We start from the raw sequence: 17,277 nt of genomic DNA, 5'->3' as shown, positions 1-17,277 counted from the left end.
GCGACTGGCCACTTTCGTAAAGTTTGCGGTAATTGGCCGTAACAGCAGAAACCGCCTGACCTTCGTTTTGGTAGAACTGTGCAGTAACAAGCACAGCATCTGGATCTTCTTCTAGCTTAGAGCAGGCCGAGAGTGCTATTGCTAAAATGGATGCATATATTAAGTTTATCTTTTTCATTGAGATATCGATTGATTAAAATGTTAACCTTAAACCAGCCCTAACCGATCTGGCTATGGGATAAATTCCGGCATCGGTTCCTGGAGATACATTACTTCCAGAGGTAATTTCGGGATCGAAGCCTGAATAGTTTGTCCAGGTAAGGAGGTTCTGCCCGGCTACATAAAAATATACATTTGATAACTTTGCCTTAGCAGAGATCTTTTTTGGCAAGGTATAACCCAGTGATACATCTTTTAACCTCAAAAAAGAACCGCTTTCGATAAAACGATCAGAAAATACAGGTGCAGGATCTAATTTAGCTCTTGGAATGGTTTGACTGGGATTGCTTGGTGTCCACCGGTTTAAAGCGGTAGCCGAGGCATTTTGTTGTCCGGTAAACAGCTCTAAGGTTTGCATATTCGAGTTCAAAATGCTGTTACCATATGAGCCTTGTACAAATATTAACAGATCGAAACCTTTGTACTCGAAATTATTGGTTAAGCCAAAAATGAAATCGGGTTGTGCATTGCCAATAATGGCTTTATCTGCAGCAGTGGTAAATAAACCATCGCCATTAATATCTTTGTACAATCTATCGCCAGGTTTTGGCACGGCGCTACCCGTATATTTACCTTTAGTAACTTCTTCCCCTGTTTGTAGAATTCCATCGGTTACATTACCATAAAAGCTGCCTAAAGGTTCGCCAACTTTTACAATGTAGTTTCCGCTGATGTACGACTGTGCACCATTACCAATACTCAGCACTTCATTCCGGTTAACAGAAAAGTTTAAATTTGTATTCCAGATAAATGCTCCGGTAAGGTTGCGGGTATTCAGGCCAATTTCGAATCCTTTATTCAATACCGATCCATAATTTTGGAGCGATGTACCATAACCTGTTGTCCAGGGGATCTCTACATTTAACAATAAATCTTTGGTTTTCTTGTAATAACCATCTAACGTTAATTGGATGCGGTTGTTAAAAAAGCCGATATCTAAGCCAGCATCGTATTGATGGGTGGTTTCCCAGCCCAGTTTATCGTTCGCAATGCGGTTAGGTGCAAAACCCGTAGCGGTGGTACCACCAAAAACATAGTTGAGACTGTATAACGTTGCCAAAGACTGGTATTGACCAATCTCCAGGTTTCCAGTTGTACCGAAGCTGGCACGTACTTTAAGCTCACTGATTGTTTTTTGTAAGGACTCGAAAAATTTCTCATTACTGATTTTCCATGAAGCCGCTGCTGAAGGGAAGTAACCCCATTTATTTCCTTTGCCAAAGCGTGATGAACCATCTGCACGGATACTAGAGGTTAAGAAATAACGATTATCGAAACTGTAATTTACCCTGGCCAGGTAAGAATGTAATACCCATCTCGTGGCATCAGAATAAGGCGCTACCAAGGTTGCACCACTTTGCAGGCTGTTAAAGGTTAAATCGTCGGTTACAAACTTCTGGGCATTTGCCCTGGTGGTTTCGCTGGAAAATTCCTGTTGCGTAAAACCGATTACAGCATCTAAAGCATGTTTACCAAAAGCTTTATTGTACGAAAGGGTATTCTCATTTAACCAGGAGTAAGAATTATAAGTTCCCTTCCCGGCAGAACCACCAATGGTACTTCCTTCATAAATAGTTGATGGGATATAATTCTTTTCATTCACACTGTTTACATCAGCACCAAGCAATACTTTTAAATTCAGTCCTTCAATAATCGTGTATTCTCCAAATGCTGTTCCCAAAAATTTATTGGTGGTTGATTTATTGATCTGCTCTTTTAATGAAGCAATTGGGTTGGCAAATATATTTTCAAATGGATTACGAAGCGTATAAGCGCCAGAAGCATCATAAATAGAAGCGGTAGCGGGCATAATCAATAGGCCATTGATAATCCCCGAAGGAGACACATTGGCATCGGCTTTACTTCCGGTAATACTTGCACTTACTTTAAATTTTTCGAAAGGCTGGGCATCTACATTGGCCCTGATGCTGATCCTCGAATAATCGGTATTCTTTAAAATACCATCCTGATCAAAGTAATTTCCCGAAATAAGGTAACGTGTTTTGGGGTTACCGCCACTGATGGTGAGTTGATGGTTCTGCGTTGGTGCACGTTCGAATGCTTCAGCCTGCCAGTCTGTTCCTGTACCCAATTGGTCAATCTGCGCCTGGCTCAAATACTGGAAACGGCCTTTGGTTGGATCGGTATCGTACAAAGCATCGTTCCGGAGCAAAGCAAAATCGTGCGCATTTAAGAGGTCTAACTTCTTTCTTAACGATTGCGTACCATAACTTCCTTCATAGGTAACCGCACTCCGATCTGCTTTTCCCTTTTTGGTAGTGATAATCACAACGCCATTAGCGCCCCTCGAACCGTAAATCGCCGTTGCAGAAGCATCTTTTAAGATATCAACCGTTTCAATGTCGGAAGGATTAATGCTGGCCAATGGATTAAGTGGTGTACCACTCAACGTACCTGCCGAAGCCGAACTGTTGTACAAAGGGAATCCATCAAGCACATATAAAGGTTCATTTCCGCCTTGTACAGAACTTCCACCCCTTACACGGATACTTACACCACCACCCGGCTGACCAGATGTTTGGGTAACCTGCACACCCGCAGCAGCACCCTTTAACAATTGGTCTACCGAACTTAGTGGTTGTTTCAATGCCGATTTAGAAATGGAAGAAACGGAACCTGTAATGTCGCTTCGTTTCTGCGTGCCATAACCTACTACCACCACATTATCGAGCTGGTTGGCAGCTTCTTCTAGTTTAATTTCAATCGGACTTCCATTTGCTATGATTTCGATGGTTTTATAACCAATGTAACTTACTGTTAAGGTATAAGGAAACTTCTGCCCGGTTACGAACCTAAATTTACCTTCATTATCGGTTGCTGCAGAGTGGGTAGTACCATTGATGCGGATCACTACCCCCGGAATGGGTTCTTTTGTTTTTGAATCGGTAACCAAACCGCTGAGGGTAGAGTTAATGAGCGGTACGGTTTGTGCTTTAACCGCAATTGAAAAAATAAATTGAGCGATAATCAACATTCCTAAATGGCGCAACATCCGTAGGGAATGGACTGATAATCTGGATCGAACAGGCTTTTCCTGTCCGAAAACTGGTAACGAGACTTGCGAAGCCAACCCATAGGGCCACCTGACTTCTTCAAATTTTTGCATACTTTTGTTTAAGGTTAAGTGGTAAATTGATTCAGGTGCCAACGCCAATTGAAGACCTGTTTCGATGATTTAATCCAGGGGAGATACAGCTGTGTTTCCCCGTTTTTATATAGTTTGTAAAATTCTTATATGCTATCCTCCTATTGTTTAATGGTTTGTTTATCCTTTATCAATACCATACCTGCTCATTTCCTACCAAATAAAACTTTGTTCTGCGTATCTGTTATCGGATCTGGCTTGAAAAAACCAGACAAAGGAATAATTACAAGAGATGTCCTGTAAAATAAGGCAAAGTTCATAATAAGGATATATTTTAGTTTATGACTGATAAGTCAAAGCATTATTGTTGAGCGCCTGGCCATTTAGAAAGCCATTTTACAATAAGTTTAAGCGTAACAACAACACATTCGCATTGATTCGTGGTAATTCGAACAGTAGATAGCGTAGGAAGAAAATGAAAGAAAGTAAAATTTATTCATATCGTTATTTGCAGGTGGCAGGCAAATATAATATTTAATTCTATAAATCCTATAGAATTTATAGATTAATAAGGTTAATTTATTCCATCCATAGATATAAGTAAAGATTAATTATTAAAAAAGCTTACCCAAATAGCCTATGTTTCTTTTTACTATTTATAAATTCCCCTGATCAAGCTCGGTAAAGCAATGAGCAATAAAGGCATGGCTACTATAAAACCGCCAATCACAGCAATAGCCAATGGTTGATGCAGCTGTGCACCAGCTCCGATACCTAAAGCCAAAGGCATTAAGGCGATAATTGCCCCAATTGCAGTCATTAATTTTGGCCGTAACCGGGTAGAGACGGCAAAGGTTATGGCATCATCAACACTTTGTTTGGCAAGAGATTCTTTAAACTGCAAAAAGGTAAATATGGCATTTTCGCCGATAATGCCCACAATCATGATCAACCCAGTATAACTGCCTACATTGAGTGGTGTATGGGTTAAAAACAAGGCTAGATAGCTTCCGGAAATGCCCAGCACCGAGATCAGTAAAATGAGAAATGCAATTTTAAAATCTTTAAACAGAAATAAGATTACACTAGAAACCAACAAACTTGATGCGATAAGAATGGTGAGCAGTTCGGAGAAAGATTGTTGCTGTTCTTTGTATGCACCGCCATATTCGATATGATAACCCGAAGGCAGGTTTACATTGGCATTTACGGCTTTCTGAAGATCTTTCATTACACTTCCAAGATCCCGGTTATCGAGCCTTGCAGTAACTACCCCGATGGTTTGCAGGTTTTCTCTTGCTACTTCAGCAATTCCGGCTTTAAGATCAACCCTGGCCATCTGTTGAATGGGCACCGCTGTTCCATCGGGTAAGAAAATTTTAAGCTTGTTGATATCGGCCACGCTAAAAGTTCTGCTTCCAGGGTAAACCATGCGGATGGGTGAAAGTTGTTGTTTATCGTATAAATCGCCGATTAAAGTCCCCTGCATTGCGGTTTGGAGCTGCGATTGAAAGGATACCGGACTAACACCATATTGCGCCAACATAGTAAAATTGGGCTGGATATTTACTGTTGGCCCGGAGCGTACAATGCCATCAAATACATCGGCTGTACCACCCACATGCGAAACCAGGTCGGCTACCTTTTTAGATAAAACCTGTAGTTTCTCCTGGTCGTTACCAAAAATTTTCACCTCGATGGGTTGGGTAGAACTCATTAAATCGCCCAACATATCGCCAATTACCTGCCCGAAATCGATTACCAAGGCAGGTTGTGTATTTTCTATATGCATGCGAATCTCTGAGATCACTTCCTCTGTGCTTTTTGTTCTATTATGTTTCAGCTGGATCAGGTAATCGCCAGTATTTGGTTCGGTAATAAAAAAACCCATCTGCGTTCCTGTTCTCCGCGAATACGCCTGAACATCAGGAATTTTAACAATTTCCTTTTCCACTTCTCTAAGCATCCTGTCGGTTTCTTCGAGCGAAGTGCCAGGAGGCGAAGCATAATCCAATACAATACTACCTTCATCCATTCCAGGGAGAAATCCGGTTTCTAAACGTGGGAAAACGAGCACAATCGATGCGATCAGCCCGAGCATAAATATAATCGAGATATAAGGTCGCTGTATAAAATAGCGCACCCAGTTTTGCGATTTAACCTCATGTACGACTACTTTTTTGCCGGTTGCGGCATGACTGCCCCCTTTACGGGTAAGTAAAAGATAAATCACAGGTAAACCAATCCAGGTAACAAAGAACGAGCAAACCAGCGTAATAATCATGGTATTGGTCATCACCTGAAAATAAGAACCTGCAACCCCCGTCATCAGTACAAAGGGAACAAATATCACGATCGTACTGATAGAAGAACCTAACATGGCCGGGAAAAGATAACTCACCGCCTTGCTCAATAACCTCATGGTAAGCTCTTCGGGGTGTTCTTCGTGTGTGCGGTGGATCTGCTCTACCACAACTATAGCATCATCTATAATTAAACCTATGGCTGCTGCAATGGCACCAAGGGTCATGATATTGAGCGAATACCCAATAAAATAGAGTACAATTATGGTTAAACAAAACGTAACCGGGATGGTAATTAAAATGGTAATACTTGCCTTGAATGATCTCAGAAAAATAATAGCCACCAAAATGGCCAATGCCAAACCAATTAATAAACTATCGCGTACACTTTTTACCGATTCGTTTACAAAATCGGCCTGTACGTAATAAGGTTTAATACTTACTCCCGCTGGTAGGATGTGTTTCAATTGTTCTACTTTGGTAAACATCTCATTAGAAAGATCGACCAGGTTGGCATTAGGTTGTTTGATTACTGCAATCAGGATTCCATCTTTCCCATTCGCGTTGATGCGGGTATATTCTACACTCTCCTGAATATTTACCTTGGCGACATCCATTACCTTGATAATCCGGTTGCCCTTTCTGCTCAACACCAGATTTTCAAGATCACTTTTGTTTTTTATAGTAGCATCGGTTACGGATAGGTACAGATAATTGTGATCGGCGAGGTAGCCGTTAGATTTTATAAAATTGGTTTGACTGAGTGCATTGCTGATCTGGTCTGGGGCGATACCCAGCGTCTGCATTTTCTGTACATCGAGTTCAAGCCAGTATTCTTTGCTTTTACCACCAATTACACGGATTTCAGAAACACCATCAACCTGCGAAAGAAAGGGTTTTACGGTATAAGTGGCAATTTTTTTCAGTTCAGCAGACGAATAATTATGGCTTTCTAAGCTGTATCCACTTATCGGAAGGATAGACGGGTTCATCTTCTCTACCGAAATATTAACCCCTGCTGGCAACGAAGCACTAATTTTGGCAATCTGCGATTCTATCCGTTGCTGACTCAGATCGATATCGGCACCAGGGTTCATAAATGCAGAAAGCTCGCAACTACCCCTACTGGTGGTACTCCTAACCAACTGAAGATCGGGTACTTGTTTTACCGCATTTTCTAAAGGCCTTGTTACGGTAACCACCATCTTATCAACCGGCTGTAATTCTGCGTCGGCAATAATTTTGATCTTTGGAAAGGTAATTTCCGGAAAAAGCCCCGTTTTTAGCTGGCTGAAAGCATAGACTCCACCTATTAGTATAATAAGCAATACTGCCAGGATTGGGTTTTTATGGGAAATGAAAAACTTGTTCATGGCTACTCCTGGATTTTAACTTTGGCGGTATCGGCTATTCCATAATTACCAGCCGTAATAATCCGGTCGGTTTTCGAAAATTTAGGATCGAGCACTTCAATTGTATTTTGGTTTTCGATGCCTTTTTTCACGTTTATTCTTACTGCTGTTGAATCGTTGATCAGTTTCATTACCCAAAACTCATCTTCGGTTTCGTTGGCCAATACCGCCGATTTTGGCAATACCTGGGCCTGTGCATGGTTTACTTTCGTTAACCTCACCTTCGCAATCAAACCTTCGGGAATATCTTTGCCTGCTCCCACTTTAAGGATATAACGTTGGGTCTGTGCTGATGAATCGACAGCAGGCATTGTTCCTGAAACCGTTCCGGTCATTTTGGTTCCGTCCGGTAAGATAATAACCAAGCTTTTATTCTGAGTGATCAGCTGATGATATTCGTAAGGCAGATCGAGCAGAAAAACCAGACTATTGCGGTTGCTGATGGTGGCCAAAGCTTCTCCATCCTGCACATAATCTCCTTTTTGATGATTTACCTGAATAATTGTTCCGGCTTGATCGGCCCTGATATTGGAAATACCAGAAAATTTAAACCCCGCATCGAGCTTATTTACGCTATTACCAATCGATTTTGCTTCTTTGGTAATTAAACTAAACAACAGTTGATGGCTCCCCACCTGCTTGCCCAATACGGCCTGGGCACTTTCTACATAACCGTTGATGTTCGCCTTTACAAAACTTTTCTCCAGATAGGCCGAAACTGCCGAAAGCTCCACAAATTCTGAAAGAGAACTGTCTCGGACAGTAGTTACCTGAACAGGCGTAATTGGCGAGGGCTCGTCTATGGTTTCTTCCGGGGCAGAATGATTACATCCCGAAAAAACAAACAGCGTGGCAATACCACTACACATTAATTTTAGATAGCTATTCATGGTTATCGGTTCCAGTAATTAAATTGGTTGATCAGTTTTAAACGGTTAATATTAGTTTGGCGTAATAAATTTTGAGCGGCCATATAGTTGTTGATCGCAATCACAAAATCAGCCACTTTTAAATCGCCTGTATGCATCAATTTACTGTCTACTTCGATCAAACCCTTGCTAAAACGGATCTGCTCGTTAATTTTTGGAAAGAGTGCATCGGTCTGGTTAATCTGCTGACGGATCAGATTTAGCTGTTGTTGCTGTTGGCGGACAAAAAAATCACGGTAACCGGATATGGTTTTAGCAGAAAGACTGAGTTTATTGTACTGCATTTTTTTTTGATGACCATCATAAATCGGAACAGAAAAAGTAAAACCAACACTTGCCCCAAAATTTTTATAGGGCTGCAAAACAAATGAAGAATTATACCCCCCATTTGCATACACCCCAAGTTTGGGTTTATAGTTAAAGTCGATCGCGTTTTTTTGATTGCTGTTTTTTAAACTATCGATATCAAAACGTTTGTTAAAAAAGCCTCGATCCATTGAGGTGCTCGCGGTCTGCAATTGGGGATCGGCTAACTTAACCTGTGTGGTATCGGCAATGCCTGCTAAATAGTTTAATGTGGCATAATCATTTTTAAACTGCAGTTCGGCCTGTTTTACTACCAGTTGCTGTTGCTGTAAAGTAACCAGAAAAGTTAAATATTCTGATTGTTTGTAAATATTGCTTCTGGTTAATTTTTTAAGCAGAGCTTCTTCTTGTTCGAGCAGCATAACCACTTCCTGATTAAAATCTACCTGTTCCTGACTGGCATAGGCTAGAATATATTGATCGGCAATAGCTCTTTGCAAATCATACAGTGAAAGTTGCCTGGCATATTTAATGGAATCGCTTTGGATTTTAATGCCCTCGAGCTGGTTATTGATTCGTTTCTTGTTCAGCAGATCATAATTCACATTCAGTAGCGCTTCTAGTGCCTGCCCATTGGTAAGCACTTCATCGTAACCGTAACCACGCACAATTGGCGCATACATCCCTGCAGAACTGGCCGTAACCTGTGGGCCTCCGGTAGCCCGAACAATCAAACTATCTATCCCTGCCGAATGTTGTTGGTTCTGAAAATCTTTAAGTACAGGACTTGTAAATGCAGCCTGTTTTAAATAATAATCGAGATTTTTTGACGGAATCTGAGCCACTGCCCCTACTGCCCAAAAGCTAACCAAGCATAAAATCAGGTATTTCAACTTTATATTCATTTTTGGATGATTTAACTCAAAAAATATTGAACAATATTAAAATCTGCCCGAAAACATTAAACCCGTGCTGCCTTGTTGATGGAAAGGCATAAACGTAAAATTCCCATCTTTTTTTGTAGTAAAAAGGCTTTTGATATATGGATATACAAGATAAGATATTTTTGTGGACGCAATTCCGAATCCAGCGCCAGCCACAACATCGCTAAACCAGTGTTTGTTGTTATACATCCGCAGTGTTCCAGTAGCAGTGGCGACAAAATAACCAGCATAACCAATCCATGGGTTAACATCTTTATACTCCTGGTGCAGAAATTCTGCCGCCATAAATGCAGATGCAGTATGCCCGGAGGGAAAAGAGTTTTCTCCATTTCCATTTGGCCGTTCTCTACCAACGCCCTGTTTCACAAAATGGGTTGAAACACCCATAATTGCAGCTGATGTAACATATAACATCGAAGCATCAAACAGGTTATGCTTGCCTTTTATACCCGACAAATTAAGTGCATATACGGCAGCCGCTGGTGCAAATTGGAGATAATCATCAACATGTGCGGCAAATAAAGGATGATCTTCCTGTAATTCCGTCCTGGTACTTAGATCCAATTGTTTTAATGCGCCATGATCGTAAACGGCGGCAAAACCATAGCCGGCAAGTAGAACTGGTGCAATGAATGCCGTTGCCTGAAACTTTCTTTTGGGAATCGGATGACCAGTGTACCATCTCCCTAGAGAATCTGCAGGAACATTTTTAACCGAATCCATATTTTGAGTATCCTGAATAACGATCGAGGCATAAGTTTGACTTCTGTAACTGCTCATAATCAACAGCATTCCTAAGAACCTTTTCATAGTTAAAATTTTAATCAAAACTATAATCGAATTATGGAGAAATTCTGAAGTTATCGGTTGGTACAGTTATTTTATAAATTGGGTATTTGGGAATGAGTAATCGCTTGTTACAGGTGGTAACATCTATCACCACTAAAAAATCTGCGGAAATCTTCTTAAATCTGCGGGCAATAAAAAATATGATAAAATGCTTCATTTTAAGCCTCCCGCAGAAAATATTCATCTCTGTAGGAATTGTTTCACCTTCTTTATCTTATACCCTTCCTTCACATTGACGTTCTGTATGAGTAATTGATAGTTACAGGTGGTAACACCTATCACCACGTAAATAAAGATTGCTTCACACCCATGCTGAAATCTTTGCTTCTGTTCGCAATGACGTATCATTAATCACCAAAATAAACTGTAAAAACATGTTCACCATTTTCTTCACGGTAATCGATGCGAAAGCCATAAAGATTACAGATCTGTTTGGTTATGGCTAAACCTAGTCCCATACCTTCTGAATCTACAGATTTTGAAAAACGATCGAATATTTTTGTTTGCAATTGACGCGCTTTCCCTGAATTGGAAATGGTTAGGGCCTGTTGATCGAGTTCAATATGAATATGCCCACCACTTACATTATGCCGCAACGCATTGCTAAAAAGATTGTTCAACAGAATATCTGCCAGGTAACGGCTCATTTTAACCTCAACCGGAGCAAGATTTTCTGTCAGGATCAGTCTGTCTTTTTCCAATAACTCCTGAAACTGGCGGCTTTTTGCTTCTACCATTTCTTTGAGTTCGATATTCTGAAAATCGGGGATCAGGTTATTTTCAATTTTGGCCAGCAACAATAAAGATTGATGCAGTCTTGATAATCTGCCTGTGGCATGGTAAATATCTTCCAGCAACGCCCCTTGTTGCGCGGTAAATGATTCCGTTTGCAATAAAGAATCTAATTTAGAATTGATTACGGCCAAAGGGGTCATCATTTCGTGCGAGGCATTATCGGTAAAACTTTTAAGTTCCTTATAGTCTTGCCGTACCCTTTCGGCCATGGCATTTACAGACTTATTAAGCTCGTTAAACTCATCAATTTTAGTTGGCTCTTGTTCAATGGTATCCATTCGGGTTACTTCGAAAGCTTTCATCCGGTTCAAAATAGAATAAAAGGGACGCCAAAGCCTGTTCAGTACAAATCGGTTAATTAGCAATAAGGATAAAAGCAAAACAACCGTAATTCCGAGTGTTATTAAAAGGATGATTCTAATAAGGTCTTCTGATTCTACCCTCGATTTGGTTATGGTTACCTCAATTGTTTTACCATCTAAGTGTACAACCGTAATCAGACTTCTCCCAGGTTCGTTTTCACGTTCTTTTGGGTTAAAATAAATCGTATTTAGAAATTCTCTTTCAGAAATAATCCCACTTAGTGTTTTATAAGATATCTGTTGATCGAGATAACTTGCAGGCAGCGGGAGTTTATGAAAAGTGTTTACATACTGGTTAATTTCATTTTCTTCAACGGCTAAATCACGATCTAATTTTTCGGTTAAAATAAAATGGATTACAACATAGTAAATAATCCCTGTAATGATTAATACAACGATAGAGGTTAAAATATTTGCCTTGTTGTAACGGTTGGAGAGTTTCATATATCGCCAAATTTATAGCCAATTCCATAAACAGAACGAAGATAATCAGCTGATCCGGCTTCGAGTAGTTTTTTACGGAGATTTTTAACATGGGTATAAATAAAATCAAAATCATCCGATAAATCCATTTCATCTCCCCACAGGTGTTCGGCCATGGCATTTTTAGTGACTACTTTATTGCGGTTAGAAAGGAAATACACCAACAGATCGAACTCTTTTTTGGTGAGTATTACCTGATTGCCTTTTACATTAATTTTCATTGCTGAAACATCTACAGTGATCTCATTGAAATGAATAACATTGTCACCATCAAAATTTTTCCTGCGGATAATAGCACTTACACGCGCTTTAAGTTCTGATAAATGAAAAGGCTTAACCAAATAATCGTCAGCACCAAGATCGAGTCCGGCAAGTTTGTCATCTAAAGAATGGCGCGCAGAAATAATGAGTACACCATCTCTTTTTTTCAGTTGTTTAAGCTTGGTTAATAATTCCAGTCCTTCGCCACCAGGCAAGCCTAAATCTAATAGAATACAATCGTAACTGTAAAGTGATATTTTCTCGTTGGCAGCGGCAAAATCTGAAGCATGCTCGCAAATGTTGCCTTCTCCTGTAAAATAGGCAAGTATACTCTCTAATAAAGCCTGTTCATCTTCAATGACTAAAATTTTCATTGCTTAATCATTTTGTTATTTAATTGGATATAAAGTAGTCATTAAAACCAGAAAATTAAAACTGTTATGTAAAACCTTTAGGTAAATCGCTGTATCAATTTTTCGATATTCAGGTTCTTTTTTTTCTGCAATATTTGTTTACCAAAGGTGGTAAAATATTCGTGCCCCGTAAGCATTTTGATGTTGATGGCATCCCATTCCCGATCTGTGTATACCAAACGAAGGTTTTCTTCCCATTCTCTTTTCAGCCTCGTGGCAAAATCAGTATAACTTTGAAGGGAAAAATGATAAAAATCGGCATCACATATTATTTTTTCTAAATCGGTACCTGGCAATTGAGGATATTTTGTAGCAAGAATGCAGTTGCTTACCAATTTTATCTGATGGCGTTCAAGACCATTTTCCAGCAAAAAATCTTGAGCCATTTTGGCACTGGCCAGCTCATGGCCAATGTATTGTTTAGTATAGCCAACATCATGTAAAAAGGCTGCCAAAATAAGCGTCAGCAATTCATTTTCATTAACATTACTTTGTCTACCAATTGTCTTAACACCATCTACCACCAGCAAAGTATGTTCAAAATTATGAAAGTACATACTTTTTGGCAATTCCTTTTCTAGAAGTTCTTTAACGAATGTTTCAACCTTTTTTAGCAATATTTCCTGCTCTTTTTCCATTTATCTACCAATAAACAATACAAGAGTATCTGCAAATTCTGAAGAAAAACTGTAGCATGAATTCCTGTTAACAAGACCTGGAAAGCCTGTTTCTTTCCATTGTATTAATAAATTGTTAAGTACAATACTTAAATGATACCTTTAGGCACTAACCAAACCTTCAGAATTCCTTCAGAATTGAAACTTACCTTCGCCAACTACAAAGTGTGGCCAGTTAAATTCAAACTTTGGATTCATCATTAACTATGAGCATTAAAGAAAAAACAAATAAATTACTCGATCATAGATTTGGACCAGTTTTTTTAGTTACAGTACTATTATGTGCCATATCGCTAACTACGAGGCTCTCTTTATTAATTTATAGTGTTTCTTCTGTTGATTGGTCGATATTTAATATCCTTAAAATTTTTGTTATTGGCTTGTTTTACGATCTTGCTGCTGCATCTTTTGCGGTAATTCCGATTGTAATTTACCTATGGCTGCTTCCTTCAAAATGGTACGCCAGCAAATTCAACAAGGTATTATTGTTCATTTATTTTTTCTTTGTTGTTTTTACGTTAATCTTCAATGCCATTTCAGAATGGTTCTTCTGGGAGGAATTTTCAGTCCGCTATAATTTTATAGCTGTCGATTATCTGGTTTATACCACAGAGGTTATTGGCAATATCCGCCAATCGTACCCGATCAACAGCATTATGGTGGGTTTGGTGATCGTCACAACCCTAATCGTTTATCTTTTAAGAAAATCTATTACAACATCTACCACCAATAAAACCAGTTTCAGCAAACGAACCATAATTGCCCTGATTCTTTTGTGCCTGCCTGTTCTTACCTATTTTGGGGTGAGCCATAAATTAAAATACCTGAGCAAAAACCAATATGTAAACGAGCTTTCGGGCAATGGCATGTACGATTTTGGCTTTGCCTTTTGGAACAATCAGCTCGATTACAATACTTTTTACAAAACCATCCCCATAAAAAATGCAGAATCTATTCTAAGCCATTTGCTTCAGCAAGATTCTACTGCTAAAAACGGAGCATTTAATAATACCTCCAGAACCATCAATAATTCAGGTACTGAAAACAAGATGAATGTGGTGCTCATTAGCGTAGAAAGTTTAAGCGCTGAGTTTTTATCTGCATTTGGCAATACACAGCACATTACCCCCCAACTCGATTCGCTCGCAAAAGAAGGTTTGCTCTTCAACAATCTATACGCTTCGGGAACACGTACAGTGCGTGGTCTGGAAGCACTTTCACTTTGCATCCCACCTACTCCCGGCCAATCGATTGTAAAACGCCCTGATAATAAAAACTTATTCACCTTAGGTAGCATATTTCGTTCGAAAGGCTATAATAGCAGGTTTATTTATGGCGGTTATGGTTATTTTGATAATATGAACGAGTTCTTTTCAAACAATGGCTATCAGGTAACCGATAGAAGTGCGCTTCAGGATTCAGAAATCCATTATTCTAATATCTGGGGTGTTGCAGACGAAGATTTATTTACGCTTTCGTTACGCGAACTGGATAAAGATTATAAAGACAGGAAACCATTCTTCGCACAGATTATGACGGTTTCTAACCACCGTCCGTATACTTATCCCGAAGGAAGAATTGATATTCCATCACACACCGGCAGAGAAGGCGCCGTTAAATACACCGACTATGCTATTGGTAAGTTTATACGAGAAGCAAAGCTGAAACCCTGGTTTTCGAATACCTTATTCGTTATTGTTGCTGATCATTGTGCTTCGAGTGCGGGTAAAGTACAGTTACCGGTAGATAAATATCATATTCCTATGATTTTTTATAGTCCCGGGCATATTGCACCAGGCAAATTCGAGAAACTCACCGCACAGATTGATATCGGTCCCACCATTTTAGGTTACCTGAATTTCAGTTACGACAGTAAGTTTTTCGGTCAGGATGTATTTAAAATGAAAGATAACGAAGAAAGGGCGTTTATAAGCACCTACCAGAGTTTAGGCTACATTAAAAATGATAAGCTGGTTATTCTCGATCCGAATAAAAAAGCAACTACTTACAAACCCGATTTTACTAACGGAAATGCTGTAGCCATACCAGCAGATCAGAAATTGATTAATGAGGCTATATCCAATTACCAGATGGCATCGTACCTCTACCAAAATGGTTTGTACGGTTTTGAGTCTAAAAAGAAACCTTAATAAATTTAGCCATGAGCATAAATATTGGGTTACTGATCTGGAAAGAGATGAAGGCAAAATCAATGAGTAGGAATCAACTTGCCGAGAAAATAAGTGTTAGCAAACATCGGGCAGATACTTTACTTAAATCGGCCTCGGTAGATACTAATTTATTAAAAAGGATCTCTATTGCACTTGGTATTAATTTTTTCGAATACTACCGTAAAGATGAGGACCTGGCTCAATTTGAAATCGATATCCTTGTCCAAAGTGATGAGGAGCTTAATGAGCTTAAAAATTTAATCAAAGAAAAAAACAAATTGCTCGAACTTTACGAAGAAACCATTAAAAGCCAAAAGAAGATTATTGGCACTTTAGAAAATCTTCGGAAACACTAATAATAAATTTAATTTATATATTAACTGCAGTGGCCACCCCATAATATATACTGTCATCCTGAGCCTGTCGAAGGACTAGGTCAAATAGTCTTAACAGAACGTTTCGACAAGCTCTCCGTAGGAGTCCTTTGGACAACGACAATGCGGATCGAATTTAACTTTTTGATCGGCCTCTGCAGTTATAATCAGGCTTCCAGTTTCCACTTTTTTGCCAATTCAGTATTAAATCCATCGTTTTCTTTAGGATTTGGCTCCCCTTTTCCTGTGGTAATCAACTTATACAAGCTTTCTTTTATATAGTTAGTCCAGGCTTCCCTGCAAATTTCATAACATTCGTACTGCGGTACCAAGCCCTCGTGCGTAAAAGTTACAGCGGTTTGTTCGCCTTTTTTAGTAATATCGAAAACCAACTTTGTACCGATCCATTCGCTTTTATCGGTTGTAAACTTAAAGTAGTTATCCAATATCAGCCAAACTATTTTTTGATCTGGAATCATTTCTACCAGTTTCATTTTACAGTAATGAATATCTCTATAATGATAAACGGATTCGGCGTTAATAATATCGGTATCTCCTTCAATAGCTTCCGACCACCATCCACTAACATTGGTGATTGCATTAAATACTTCATTCGGACTTTGATCTACCAAAATGGTGGCTGTAAAATCTTGCTTTTCCATTGTTCTGCTTGTTTTAAACAACTTGAGAATAATATTTATATCAAAGTTAACATACTGACAGCTAATTGATAGGATGTGTAGCGGACATTATAGCGGGTAGAACTAAACAAATTGCTACGATTCTGCTACATTTGTTAATATGCAATTACCTCCTCAGCATTTACTTCAGGGATTGGTGAAACACTATTTAATTATAGATCAAAAAACCAGTGTACAGCAGTATTACCGGATGTTTTCTGATGGTAATCCAGGCATAGTTTTTCATTTAAAAGATCCATTTTTGCAGTGGGATGAAGAAAATCTAATTGCGCAACTTCAGCCGCAAAGTTTTATTTATGGGCAACTCACTCATCACAATACCATAATTGCTACTGGCAATTTAAATATGATCGTTGTGGTTTTAGAACCTTATGCCTTATTTACCCATTTTCGTACCGCAGCTTATGAATTAAATGATCATGCCATACCGCTTGAAGATTTGTTTGCACAGGAAGCCCGCAACTTAGAAGAACAAATTCTTACAGCTTTAACAACAGATGCCGCCATTGGCATTATTGAAAATTTCTTATTAAAGCACATGCCTTCCCAAAGGCACTTGACCGCCGATTTTACGATGGCAATGAAGCTGATCTATCAGCATCAAGGTATCGTTAGTGTAGAAGACTTACTCAAAGCACTTCCTACAACCGAAAGACAGCTGGAACGTAAATTCCGTGAACATATCGGCAGTTCCCCTAAAAGATTTGCAGATACCATTAAGTTTCAGCACTTCCTTAAGCTGCTTCAAAAACAGCCCCATAAAAAGAAAATAGCAGCGTTGATTTACGAATCTGGCTATTATGATCATGCCCACCTCAACCGGAATTTCAGAAAAATGACCGGATTTACGCCTGCCCATTATAAAGATACTACCCATATGCTGGCGATCAACCTCATGCCCCTTCACTAATATCTTTGTCGGTTTTATACAAATTTTTCAGAATCGTACCAGTTAGCTTTGAACAGTTTAGT

General features: G+C 39.2%; 12 protein-coding genes. 3 read left to right on the top strand and 9 right to left on the bottom strand.

Annotation, left to right across the window (positions count from 1 at the left end):
* Positions 1–193: 193 nt before the first annotated feature.
* The 8 genes from ASU31_RS23695 to ASU31_RS23660 all read right to left on the bottom strand — a co-directional run bounded on the left by ASU31_RS23695 (position 194) and on the right by ASU31_RS23660 (position 13,020).
* The gene (locus tag ASU31_RS23695) at positions 194–3,346 is read right to left on the bottom strand and encodes a SusC/RagA family TonB-linked outer membrane protein (protein WP_209435055.1); all 3,153 of its coding nucleotides are present in this window, start codon (positions 3,344–3,346) and stop codon (positions 194–196) included.
* Between the two features lie 631 nt (positions 3,347–3,977).
* Positions 3,978–7,001, bottom strand: a complete 3,024-nt coding sequence (locus ASU31_RS23690) for an efflux RND transporter permease subunit (RefSeq protein WP_057934725.1) — start codon at positions 6,999–7,001, stop codon at positions 3,978–3,980.
* Between the two features lie 2 nt (positions 7,002–7,003).
* Positions 7,004–7,930, bottom strand: a complete 927-nt coding sequence (locus ASU31_RS23685; protein ID WP_057934724.1) for an efflux RND transporter periplasmic adaptor subunit — start codon at positions 7,928–7,930, stop codon at positions 7,004–7,006.
* Positions 7,931–7,932: 2 nt separating this feature from the next.
* On the bottom strand, positions 7,933–9,180 hold the full coding sequence (locus tag ASU31_RS23680; RefSeq protein ID WP_057934723.1) for a TolC family protein: 1,248 nt from the start codon (positions 9,178–9,180) through the stop codon (positions 7,933–7,935).
* A gap of 36 nt (positions 9,181–9,216) precedes the next feature.
* The gene (locus ASU31_RS23675; RefSeq protein WP_245224598.1) at positions 9,217–10,029 is read right to left on the bottom strand and encodes a phosphatase PAP2 family protein; all 813 of its coding nucleotides are present in this window, start codon (positions 10,027–10,029) and stop codon (positions 9,217–9,219) included.
* A gap of 386 nt (positions 10,030–10,415) precedes the next feature.
* The gene (locus tag ASU31_RS23670; protein ID WP_057934722.1) at positions 10,416–11,669 is read right to left on the bottom strand and encodes a sensor histidine kinase; all 1,254 of its coding nucleotides are present in this window, start codon (positions 11,667–11,669) and stop codon (positions 10,416–10,418) included.
* Entirely contained in the window at positions 11,666–12,343 is a 678-nt protein-coding gene (locus ASU31_RS23665; RefSeq protein ID WP_057934721.1) for a response regulator transcription factor, read from the bottom strand. Before ASU31_RS23665 ends, ASU31_RS23670 begins: the two co-directional genes overlap by 4 nt.
* A gap of 77 nt (positions 12,344–12,420) precedes the next feature.
* Positions 12,421–13,020 (bottom strand): HD domain-containing protein, encoded by a 600-nt coding sequence (locus tag ASU31_RS23660; RefSeq protein WP_057934720.1) that lies wholly within the window; start codon positions 13,018–13,020, stop codon positions 12,421–12,423.
* Between the two features lie 245 nt (positions 13,021–13,265).
* On the opposite strand from ASU31_RS23660, the gene ASU31_RS23655 reads away from it, so the two are divergent.
* A complete protein-coding gene (locus ASU31_RS23655) occupies positions 13,266–15,209 on the top strand; it encodes an LTA synthase family protein (RefSeq protein ID WP_057934719.1) in 1,944 nt (647 codons plus the stop codon).
* Between the two features lie 11 nt (positions 15,210–15,220).
* Positions 15,221–15,586: a helix-turn-helix domain-containing protein gene (locus tag ASU31_RS23650; protein ID WP_057934718.1), complete on the top strand. Its 366-nt coding sequence runs from the start codon at positions 15,221–15,223 to the stop codon at positions 15,584–15,586.
* Positions 15,587–15,771: 185 nt separating this feature from the next.
* On the opposite strand, the gene ASU31_RS23645 is transcribed toward ASU31_RS23650, so the two are convergent.
* Positions 15,772–16,266 carry an SRPBCC family protein gene (locus ASU31_RS23645; RefSeq protein WP_057934717.1) on the bottom strand — a complete coding sequence of 165 codons (495 nt, stop codon included), beginning with the start codon at positions 16,264–16,266 and terminating at the stop codon, positions 15,772–15,774.
* A gap of 139 nt (positions 16,267–16,405) precedes the next feature.
* Here ASU31_RS23645 and ASU31_RS23640 point away from each other — a divergent pair, with 139 nt between their 5' ends.
* On the top strand, positions 16,406–17,215 hold the full coding sequence (locus ASU31_RS23640) for a helix-turn-helix domain-containing protein (RefSeq protein ID WP_057934716.1): 810 nt from the start codon (positions 16,406–16,408) through the stop codon (positions 17,213–17,215).
* Positions 17,216–17,277: the final 62 nt, after the last annotated feature.

It is taken from the genome of Pedobacter ginsenosidimutans, from assembly GCF_001442625.1.
GTDB lineage: Bacteria > Bacteroidota > Bacteroidia > Sphingobacteriales > Sphingobacteriaceae > Pedobacter > Pedobacter ginsenosidimutans.
This window is presented reverse-complemented; position numbering and strand designations above follow the sequence as displayed.

Coding starts and splice junctions, on each gene's coding strand:
- ASU31_RS23660 (WP_057934720.1), bottom strand. CDS start 13,020: ATGGAAAAAGAGCAGGAAATATTGCTAAAAAAGGTTGAAACATTCGTT.
- ASU31_RS23640 (WP_057934716.1), top strand. CDS start 16,406: ATGCAATTACCTCCTCAGCATTTACTTCAGGGATTGGTGAAACACTAT.
- ASU31_RS23680 (WP_057934723.1), bottom strand. CDS start 9,180: ATGAATATAAAGTTGAAATACCTGATTTTATGCTTGGTTAGCTTTTGG.
- ASU31_RS23685 (WP_057934724.1), bottom strand. CDS start 7,930: ATGAATAGCTATCTAAAATTAATGTGTAGTGGTATTGCCACGCTGTTT.
- ASU31_RS23665 (WP_057934721.1), bottom strand. CDS start 12,343: ATGAAAATTTTAGTCATTGAAGATGAACAGGCTTTATTAGAGAGTATA.
- ASU31_RS23695 (WP_209435055.1), bottom strand. CDS start 3,346: ATGCAAAAATTTGAAGAAGTCAGGTGGCCCTATGGGTTGGCTTCGCAA.
- ASU31_RS23650 (WP_057934718.1), top strand. CDS start 15,221: ATGAGCATAAATATTGGGTTACTGATCTGGAAAGAGATGAAGGCAAAA.
- ASU31_RS23655 (WP_057934719.1), top strand. CDS start 13,266: ATGAGCATTAAAGAAAAAACAAATAAATTACTCGATCATAGATTTGGA.
- ASU31_RS23675 (WP_245224598.1), bottom strand. CDS start 10,029: ATGAAAAGGTTCTTAGGAATGCTGTTGATTATGAGCAGTTACAGAAGT.
- ASU31_RS23645 (WP_057934717.1), bottom strand. CDS start 16,266: ATGGAAAAGCAAGATTTTACAGCCACCATTTTGGTAGATCAAAGTCCG.
- ASU31_RS23670 (WP_057934722.1), bottom strand. CDS start 11,669: ATGAAACTCTCCAACCGTTACAACAAGGCAAATATTTTAACCTCTATC.
- ASU31_RS23690 (WP_057934725.1), bottom strand. CDS start 7,001: ATGAACAAGTTTTTCATTTCCCATAAAAACCCAATCCTGGCAGTATTG.